Genomic DNA, 9,045 nt, shown 5'->3' with positions numbered 1-9,045 from the left:
CATAATCCAGGGATAAGCCTTCAGATACACAACAACCTCCAACAAGGTGGCTGTTGCAATCACCCCCAGAAATCGCCTGGGCTTTTGCGGGCATTAGCGTCTGCTCGCGCAATAGGAGTCCGCAATGAAAGTCAGCCGAGGATGGCGAGGGCGGCGGCGCGGGCGTCGACGGCGCTTGGCTGCGACAGCACCACGTCGGCGGCCTCGCGGCACTGCCTCAGCGTGACCTGCGACAGCTTGGCGCCGACGCCGTTGACGGCCGCTGCCGCCGCCGACAACGAGGTCACGCCGAGGCCGGTCAGCACGCAGGCCAGCAGCGGATCGGCGGCCGCCTCGCCGCACACACCGACCGGCTTGTCGACGGCCGCGCCCGCCCGGGCCGCCGTCGCGACCAGCGCCAGCACGGCAGGCTGCCACGGGTCGGTCAGCATGGCCAGGTCGGCCGACATCCGGTCGGCGGCCATCGTGTATTGGGAAAGGTCGTTGGTGCCGATCGACAGGAAGTCGACGTGCTCGAGGATCCGGTCGGCGAGTAGCGCCGCGGCGGGCACCTCGATCATCACGCCGGGCGTCAAACCGCGCGAACGCACCTGGGCGGCAAAGGCTTTCGCCTCGCCCACGGTGGCGATCATCGGCGCCATCACCCAGGGCTGGTTGCCGGTGCGTTCGCCCGCTGCGGCGATGGCGTCCAGTTGCCGCTCGAGCAAACCGGGGTTGCCTGCGGCGATCCGGATGCCGCGCACGCCCAGCGCCGGATTGGCCTCTTCGTGGTGGCCGACGAACTTGAGCGGCTTGTCCGAGCCGGCGTCGAGGGTGCGCACCACCACCTTCTGCCCGGCGAACGCCTCGAGCACCTCGGCGTAGATCCGGGCCTGCTCGTCGACGCCGGGTTCGGTGTCGCGGTTGAGGAAGCACAGTTCGGTGCGGAACAGGCCGACGCCCTCGGCCGGTGTCTGACGGGCGCTGCGGGCGCCCGCGCCGTCCTGCACGTTGGCCATGATCGCCACGGCGTGCGCATCGGCGGTTGCGCCGGGCCCCGTCCATCGAGCGGCCAGCTCGGCTTCGCGCTTCGCGGTCGCCACCTGCTCTGCTGCCACGGCCGGGTCGGGCGACACCGTCACCGTCCCGCGTGTGCCGTCGACGAGCACCGTCGTGCCCGCCTCGACCTCGTCGAGTCCTTCGACGGCCACCACGCAGGGCAGCCCGAGTTGGCGGGCGATGATCGCGGTGTGACTGGTCGGGCCGCCAAGCGAGGTCGCCAGCGCGACGACGAGGCTCGGGTCAAGGCCCGCGGTGTCCGCGGGTGCGAGGTCGTCGGCAAGCAGCACCGACGGCACGGCGGGCAGCGGAACGCCGGGTTCGGGTAGCCCGGCCAGTTCGGCGATCACCCGATCGCGAATGTCGCGCAGATCGGTGACGCGTTCGGCCATCAGCCCGCCCATCTGGGTGAACATGTCGACGAATTGATCGACGGCCGCCACCACCGCGCGTGGCGCCGGGGCGCCCGCATTGACGAGCTTTTCGGCGGTACCCAGCCAGGCCCTGTCCTGCGCCAGGGTGGCCGTCGCCGCCAGCACCTCCGCAGCGGCACCGGTCGCGTGGGCGGCGCGCGCGCGCAGCCGGGACGCGACCGCGTTGGCGGCCGCGATGAATCGGGACGCCTCGGCAGCGCGGTCCTCTTCATCTATCTCCGGCGCGGCGTCGATCTCGTCGAGCGCGGGAAGCCGGCCCGGCCGGATCACCGGGCCGTGGGCAACGCCCGCGACAACCGGGACGCCGTGCAGAACCGTGCCCGAGGGTGACGTGGGCGGGGATGACGCGGTCATGTGAATCAGATTACAAACTCACCATTGACAAGTCAACATGTTCGGGAGTAAAACAACACATAACCACATTCAACCGGGCTCATTACCACACAAACGGAGCGTCATGTATGCCGAGGAGCGTCAGCAGGCCATCGCGTCGCTGGTGAACAGTCGGGGCCGCGCGTCGGTCGCCGAACTGGCCGAGGCCTACGACGTCACCACCGAAACGGTGCGCCGCGACCTCGCGGCACTGGACCGCGCCGGCCTGGTGCGGCGCGTGCACGGCGGTGCCGTCCCGGTGCGCGCCCTGCGCCTGGTCGAACCCGGCGTCGGCGAGCGGGAGAACACCCGCGCCGAGTTCAAGGACGCGATCGCGGCCGCCGCCGTCGAGTTCATTCCGGTCACCGGCGCCAGCGTGCTGTTTGACGCGGGCACCACCACCAGCAGGATCGCCGCCGCGCTGCCGTCCGATCGCGAGTTGAACGTGGTCACAAATTCGGTCCCGATCGCTGCCCTGTTGGCGGGCATGCCGTCGGTGTCGCTTCAACTGCTCGGCGGCCGGGTCCGCGGCCTCACCCAGGCGGCCGTCGGCGACCAGGTGCTGCGCGTGCTGGACACGCTGCGCGTCGACATCGCGTTCATCGGCACCAACGGCATCAGCGTCCGACACGGCCTCTCCACTCCCGACAGCGACGAGGCCGCGGTCAAGCGGGCGATGATCGCCGCCGCCAATTACGTTGTGGTCGTCGCCGATTCATCGAAGATCGGCTGCGAGGAGTTCGCCAGCTTCGCCCCGCTGTCGCGCGTCGACACACTGATCACCGACTCCGAACTCAGCGACGCCCACCGCGACGAGCTGACCGAGCAGGGCATCGAAGTGGTCGTCGCATGATCGTCACCGTCACCCCGAACCCGAGCCTGGACCGCACGGTCACGCTGGCGACCCCGCTCACCCGCGGCGCCGTGCACCGGGTCAGCTCGGTGAGCACCGAGCCCGGCGGCAAGGGCGTCAACGTCGCTCGCGCGCTCACCCTCGCCGGTGTCGACGCCGTCGCGCTGCTGCCCGCTTCGGGAACCGACCCGCTGTTGACCGCGCTGCAGGACATCGGGGTGCCGTTCCGTTGTGTCCCGATCAGCTCGCCGGTGCGGACCAACATCGCCATCACCGAGACCGACGGCACCACAACGAAAATCAACGAGCCTGGCGCTCGGCTCGACGGGCGCGCGATCGACGCGCTGACACGGTCGGTCGTCGCAAGCGCCGAGCACGCGTCGTGGGTGGTGATGTCGGGTTCGCTGCCGCCGGGCATGCCGGACAGCTGGTACGCCGACGTCGTCGCCGCGCTGGCCCCGTATCCCTGCAAGGTCGCCGTCGACACCTCAGACGCCCCGCTGGCCGCGCTGGTCAACGGATTCTCCTGCGCGGCACCGGATCTCATGAAGCCGAACGCTGAAGAACTCGCCAGCGTCATCGGCTACTCCCAGCAGGCGCTGGAAGCGGCTGTCGCACAGGGCGATCCAGCACCCGTGGTGTCGGCAGCGCAACGCCTTGTCGATCGCGGCGTCGGCGCGGTGCTGGCCACCCTCGGCGCGGCGGGGGCCGTGCTGGTGACCGGCGACGGCGGCTGGCTTGCGACGCCACCCCCGATCGTGCCCCGCAGCACCGTCGGAGCGGGCGATGCCAGCCTCGCCGGCTACGTCCGTGCCGATGACGAGGGCGCCCAACCCAGTCGCCGACTGCAGATGGCCATCGCCTACGGCAGCGCCGCCGCCGCCCTGCCGGGCTCCGCACTGCCCACGCCCGACGACGCCGACCCGAACGCCGTTGCCGTGACGCCGGTCTCGCCGGTCCCCGACCCCGCCAGTTCGTAACGACCAAAGAAAGCACCGCCATGAACAGCACCACGTCCCGCCCCGTCATCGACGCCGACCTGATACTGCTCGACGTCGACGCGGGCGCCGACAAGCAAGCCGTGATCGAGCGGCTCGTCGGCCGCCTCGCTGACACCGGACGCACCACCGACCCGGACGGTTTGACCGCGGCGGCGATGGCCCGTGAGGAACAGTCGGCGACGGGTTTGCCCGGCGGTATCGCGATCCCGCACTGCCGCTCACCGCACGTGGAGACGGCCTCCGTCGCGTTCGCGCGTCTGGCGCCGCCCGTCGACTTCGGCGCCGCCGACGGGCCGTCCGACCTGGCGTTCCTGATCGCCGCGCCCGAATCCGGCGGCTCCGAGCACATGAAGCTGTTGTCCAGCCTGGCCCGAGCGTTGGTGCGCAAGGAGTTCGTGGCGTCGCTGCGCCAGGCGGCCACGCCCGACGAGGTGGTTGCGCTGGTCGACGAGGTGCTGAACCCCGCCCCGAAGACGGAACCAGCTGGCCAGGATTCTGAACAGCCCGCTGCCGCAAAGCCGAAGACGTTGGTGGCCGTCACCGCCTGCCCGACCGGCATCGCGCACACCTACATGGCCGCCGACTCGCTCGTCGCCGCGGCGAAGGACGCCGGCGTCACGCTGCATGTCGAGACGCAGGGCTCATCGGGCAGCACCCCGTTGGATGCGGCCACCGTCGCCCAGGCCGACGCCGTCATCTTCGCCACCGACGTCGGCGTCAAGGACAGGGGCCGCTTCGCGGGCAAGCCGGTGATCGCCTCCGGCGTGAAGCGCGCGATCAACGAGCCGGCAAAGATGGTCGCCGAAGCGCTTGCCGCCGCGGACAATCCGACCGCGCCGCGGGTCGAGGCCACCGGCGCCGACGCCAATATCAGCGCAGCACCGTCCGGCGGCGTCGGGTGGGGCACCAGGACGCGGCAGATCCTGCTCACCGGCGTGAGCTACATGATCCCGTTCGTGGCGGCCGGTGGCCTGCTCATCGCGCTGGGCTTCCTGTTCGGCGGCTACCAGATCTCGGACTCGGCCAACGACATCGCCTTGCAGAACTCTCTGTGGAATCTGCCCAGCGGCGGCTTCGCGCAGTACCTCGGCGCCGTGCTGTTCTCGCTGGGCAGCTTGGCGTTCAGCTTCCTGGTGCCCGCGCTGGCCGGCTACATCGCGTTCGCGATCGCCGACCGGCCCGGTATCGCACCGGGTTTCACCGCGGGTGCGGTTGCGGTATTCGTCGGCGCCGGGTTCATCGGCGGCATCGTCGGTGGTCTGATCGCCGGTTTCGCGGCGCTGTGGATCAGTAGAGTCGCTGTGCCGCAATGGTTCCGCGGCCTGATGCCGGTCGTGATCATTCCGCTGTTCGCATCGCTGGTCGTCGGCCTGCTGATGTACATGCTGCTGGGCCGCCCGCTGGCGTGGTTGACCACCAGCCTCACCGACTGGCTGACCGGGATGTCGGGCACGTCCGCGGTCGTCCTCGGCATCATCCTCGGCCTGATGATGTGCTTCGACCTCGGCGGCCCGGTGAACAAGGCGGCGTACGCGTTCGCCACCGCGGGCCTGACCGCCGCGACCACCGCGTCGTTCGAGATCATGGCCGCCGTGATGGCCGCGGGCATGGTTCCGCCGCTGGCGATGGCTCTCGCGACGTTCGTGCGGCCGCGGCTGTTCAGTGAGCCGGAGCGCGAGAACGGCAGGGCCGCAGTCCTTCTCGGCGCCTGCTTCATCTCCGAGGGAGCGATCCCGTTCGCGGCGGCCGACCCGTTCCGTGTCATCCCCTCGATGATGTTCGGCGGCGCGATCACCGGGGCCGTGTGCATGGCCACCGGCGTAACGTCGCGGGCGCCCCACGGCGGCATCTTCGTGTTCTTCGCGATCGGCAACCTGGTGTGGTTCATCATCGCGATCCTGCTCGGCGCGGTGGCCGGTGCACTCGCCGTCATCACCGCCAAGCAGGTCGCGGCATCCCGCACCTCCGAGGTTGACCAGACACCGGCGCTGGCCGCCGCCTGATCAAGCACAATCGACACACCACCACAAGGAGATCTGATGCCCGAAAAGACCGTCACCGTCGGGTCGGCGATCGGCCTGCACGCCAGGCCCGCCGCGATCATCGCCGAGGCCGTCGTCGAGGCCGGTGTGCCCGTGACGCTTTCGATGAGCGGCGGCGAGCCCGTCGACGCGGGCTCCGCGTTGATGATCATGACGCTCGGCGCGGAGAAGGGCGCGCAGGTGACCGTGCAGTCCGACGACGAAGCGGCCCTGGCGAAGGTCGCCGGGCTGGTCGAACAGGACCTCGACGCCTGACGGCCTCCGCCACTACGCCGAACGTGCACGTGCTGCGAGGATTTGCGCCGAAAATCGCAGAGGTTGCACGTTCGGCAGCACAAATTGCCGCAGAAGGGCCTCCGTACTGCGGGTTACGCTGACTGGCGGAGAAGGGGGCCCACGTGGACGGATGGCTGCTCGGGCAGGTGAGCAGTGTGCTGACGGCGCTGTCGCATGCCCAGGAGTTGTTCGACGGTGCCGGCCGTCCCACACTGCCTGGTGACTTCGCGCCGCCCGCCAACCTGCAGGACGATCTCGGCGGTGGTCTGCTGTGACATACCCGGCCGACACCGCGCAGTCCGGCGCCGCCGTCGACGCCGTCCGGACCCTGCAGGCCGAACTCGCCAACGACTACTCCGAAATACGCTCTGCCGAAATACAACTCGCCGAAGCGATCCTGTCGGCGCATGCCGTCACAGTGTCGGGACAGGCGCGGTTGCAAGACATTCAGCGGCAGCTGATCGATGCCATCAACAATCCGGTCGCGGCGCTGGACACCCCCGCGGGCGAGCGCCAGTTCCTGCTGTTTCTGCGCGGCAAGATCGCCGAGATCTCCGACATCGTCGACGAGGGTGCGCTGACCGACGAAGACCACGCGCGGCTCACCCGGGCGCTTGGCAGCGGCTATCTGCTCTCGGCGTCGGAGCGCGCCGAACCGCCGCCCCCGCCGCCCGCAGGCGCCGCGACGGCCGATCCGGCCGGTGGCATGATGCCCGCTCTCGGCTCCGCGCTGGGAGCACTGCCGCAGGCCGCGCAGGGCGCGGCGACAGCCCCGGCGCAGGGGGCCGGCGGATTGGCAGGCGCCGCAGGCCCGTTGGCCGGCCTGGCCTCGGGACTCGCCGACCGGGCCGGGCAACCGGACCTGCCGAAAACGGTCGACGACACCACCGACGAACGCCACGACCGCGACGTCGATGACGACGGCGACGGCGACGGCGACGAAGACACCGGCCGCGACGCCGACGAAGACCGCGATACCGACGATCGGTCCGCGCAGCCGCCGCCGCAGAACCGTGAACCGCCCGACGACGGGCCCGCGCAGACCCGTCCCGCCGTCCTGCTTTAGGAGTGTCCATGCCCGATATCCGGATCACCCCGGCGCTACTGCACCAGGTCGCCGCGCGGCATGACAATGTGGCCGACGAGATCGCCGCCGCCCGCAATGCGGGGGCGGACATCCTGGCCGCGGTCGGCACACACGGCCCGATCATGCATCAGTTCAAGGCCGCCGCGAGCGAGGTGGTGGCGCGACGGGACGCGGCGTTCGCCGACCAGGAAGCCGCACACCGCGCCGCGGCGGAGAAATTGCGTTCGGCCGCAGCGCGATTCGGGGAGCAGGAAGAGATCAACGCCGCGGCGGTACGCCTTGACTGAGCAGTCGTTCACGGCCGCCACCCCGGACAACACCATCTTCGTCCGGGTGGCGGTTGCGGGGCACACGCTGGGGGTGCAGATCGAGCCCGCGGCCATGAAGCGGCCAGCGGCCGAGATCGCGCGGGGCATCATGGCGTGTAACGATGTCGCGTACCTGAAGGGACAGCTGGTGATCCGCGCCGAGCTGGAGGGGAGGTCGATTCCGGTGGACGACATGCCGACCGAGCAGGACCTCGCCGACGCCGAACGGCGGTTGGCAGAGCTGTAGGTCGCTGATGAAGGTCGACGTCGCCGGACTTGTCGCAGCCGCCCAGAAACTGCTGGGTCTGGCGACAGCCGCGCAGGGTCTGCTGGCCGAGACGCCGCCGCTGGCGGTCGATCCCACCTCGGTCGGCGCCGCCGCACGCCTCGAGCAGGCCGCCCTGGAACTGTGGGGCGCGGCCTGCCAGCACGCCTACAGCATGCACAAGGCCGCCGTGCACCTGATCATGGTCGCGGCCAAGTTCGGCGGGCAGGAGGAGATCAACAAGGCGGGTCTGACCATGTTGATCACGCCGTCGATCGCCGCCGACGTGGGGACGCTGTCGACGCTGGAGCCGGTGCCGCCGATCCCGCCCGACGTGCGGATCCCGCTGCCGCCACCCGCCGGGGCCGTCAGCGGCGAGGCGTTCTCACAGCAGGTCACCGCAGGATCGGCGGCGCTCGGCGTCGGGTTCAGCACCACCGCGACGAACAACGGCATCGCCGCCGACACCGCCGCCATCACGGTCCGCGAAGTCGCCGCCGCGGTTCCCGACCTGTGGGACAGCCCGCAGGGCACCGCGGCGCTCGCCGGCCGGCTGACCGAGCACGCCGCGGCGTTCAACGAGATCGCCGACCGCTGGTATGCGCTCGGCGAGCAGGCCCGCAAGCACGCCAACGACTACACCGAAACCGTCTCCGCGGTGCCCAAGCCGCAGGAGTTCAAGGAGAACGAGGCCGCGTTGCGCCAGGCGCAGGCCGCCCAGGATCCCGTCGCCGTGTCCCAGCTACTGCAACAGCGCGGGGTGCTCGAGCAGCGCGCCATCGCCGAGGCGCTGCGCTATGCGGGTGTGACCGAGACGAGCACGTCTCCGCAGGGCGCGGGCACACCGCAGGCACCGGGTGCGGGTGTGCCGGGCGGCGGCGGAGTTACGACCGGCTCGGCGGGCGCCCCCGCCGCGGCGTCTGCCGCCAAGGACCCGGCGCAGCTCGCCAAGGCCGGTGCGGCCGAAGCCACGCAAGCCGGCCAGGCCGGGGACGCCGCAGGCCAGTTGGCGCAGATGATTCCGTCCGTGCTCGGCGCCGTCGGCGGTGCGGCGGGCGGATTGGCCGGCATGGCCGGACAGGTTCCGCAGGGGCTGATGCAGGCCGGTCAGGGCATGGCGCAGGCCGCGACGCAGGGCCTGTCGGGGTTGGCGTCCAAGACGCCGACCGACGCCGAACTGACGAAGGCCGCGGGCGTCCCGAAGCCCGAGGAGCTGGCCAAGGCCAAGGGCGGCGGTGGAGCCGGCGGCGGCGGAGGCGGAGCCACCCATCCCGCGGGCTCGCTCGGGCCGCCCGTCACGCCGTCCACCTCGCATACGCCGCCGACGATGCCCGCCGGGGCCCCGGGCCCGCCCCCGTCGGCGCCCACC

10 protein-coding genes are annotated in these 9,045 nt (G+C 70.9%); 9 read left to right on the top strand and 1 reads right to left on the bottom strand.

Going from position 1 to position 9,045, the window contains the following annotated elements; genetic code table 11:
* Positions 1-131 precede the first annotated feature (131 nt).
* Positions 132-1,826, bottom strand: a complete 1,695-nt coding sequence (gene ptsP, locus CQY20_RS32175) for a phosphoenolpyruvate--protein phosphotransferase (RefSeq protein WP_097945152.1) — start codon at positions 1,824-1,826, stop codon at positions 132-134.
* Positions 1,827-1,929: 103 nt separating this feature from the next.
* Here ptsP and CQY20_RS32170 point away from each other — a divergent pair, with 103 nt between their 5' ends.
* The 9 genes from CQY20_RS32170 to CQY20_RS32140 form a co-directional block, all read left to right on the top strand.
* Positions 1,930-2,697 (top strand): DeoR/GlpR family DNA-binding transcription regulator, encoded by a 768-nt coding sequence (locus tag CQY20_RS32170; protein WP_097945150.1) that lies wholly within the window; start codon positions 1,930-1,932, stop codon positions 2,695-2,697.
* Entirely contained in the window at positions 2,694-3,677 is a 984-nt protein-coding gene (locus tag CQY20_RS32165; RefSeq protein WP_097945148.1) for a 1-phosphofructokinase family hexose kinase, read from the top strand. Before CQY20_RS32170 ends, CQY20_RS32165 begins: the two co-directional genes overlap by 4 nt.
* A 20-nt stretch (positions 3,678-3,697) precedes the next feature.
* The gene (locus CQY20_RS32160; protein WP_097945146.1) at positions 3,698-5,701 is read left to right on the top strand and encodes a PTS fructose transporter subunit IIABC; all 2,004 of its coding nucleotides are present in this window, start codon (positions 3,698-3,700) and stop codon (positions 5,699-5,701) included.
* A gap of 36 nt (positions 5,702-5,737) precedes the next feature.
* Positions 5,738-5,995: an HPr family phosphocarrier protein gene (locus CQY20_RS32155; protein WP_097945144.1), complete on the top strand. Its 258-nt coding sequence runs from the start codon at positions 5,738-5,740 to the stop codon at positions 5,993-5,995.
* 143 nt (positions 5,996-6,138) lie between these two features.
* Positions 6,139-6,291, top strand: a complete 153-nt coding sequence (locus tag CQY20_RS35060; protein ID WP_163701039.1) for a hypothetical protein — start codon at positions 6,139-6,141, stop codon at positions 6,289-6,291.
* Positions 6,288-7,082: a DUF4226 domain-containing protein gene (locus CQY20_RS32150; RefSeq protein ID WP_097945142.1), complete on the top strand. Its 795-nt coding sequence runs from the start codon at positions 6,288-6,290 to the stop codon at positions 7,080-7,082. The genes CQY20_RS35060 and CQY20_RS32150 overlap by 4 nt, the downstream gene beginning before the upstream one ends.
* Positions 7,083-7,090: 8 nt before the next feature.
* Entirely contained in the window at positions 7,091-7,390 is a 300-nt protein-coding gene (locus CQY20_RS35805) for a type VII secretion target (RefSeq protein WP_234816516.1), read from the top strand.
* Positions 7,383-7,658, top strand: coding sequence for a DUF2694 family protein (locus CQY20_RS35800; RefSeq protein ID WP_234816515.1), 276 nt, complete (start codon positions 7,383-7,385; stop codon positions 7,656-7,658). The genes CQY20_RS35805 and CQY20_RS35800 overlap by 8 nt, the downstream gene beginning before the upstream one ends.
* Positions 7,659-7,665: 7 nt before the next feature.
* Positions 7,666-9,045, top strand: a 1,380-nt coding sequence (locus CQY20_RS32140; RefSeq protein WP_097945138.1) for a hypothetical protein, incomplete at its 3' end; no start/stop codon positions are given.

Source organism: Mycolicibacterium agri (genome assembly GCF_002553505.1).
GTDB classification, from domain to species: domain Bacteria; phylum Actinomycetota; class Actinomycetes; order Mycobacteriales; family Mycobacteriaceae; genus Mycobacterium; species Mycobacterium agri.
The sequence above is the reverse complement of the archived record's forward strand: the minus strand, read 5'-3'. Positions and strand labels throughout refer to the sequence as shown.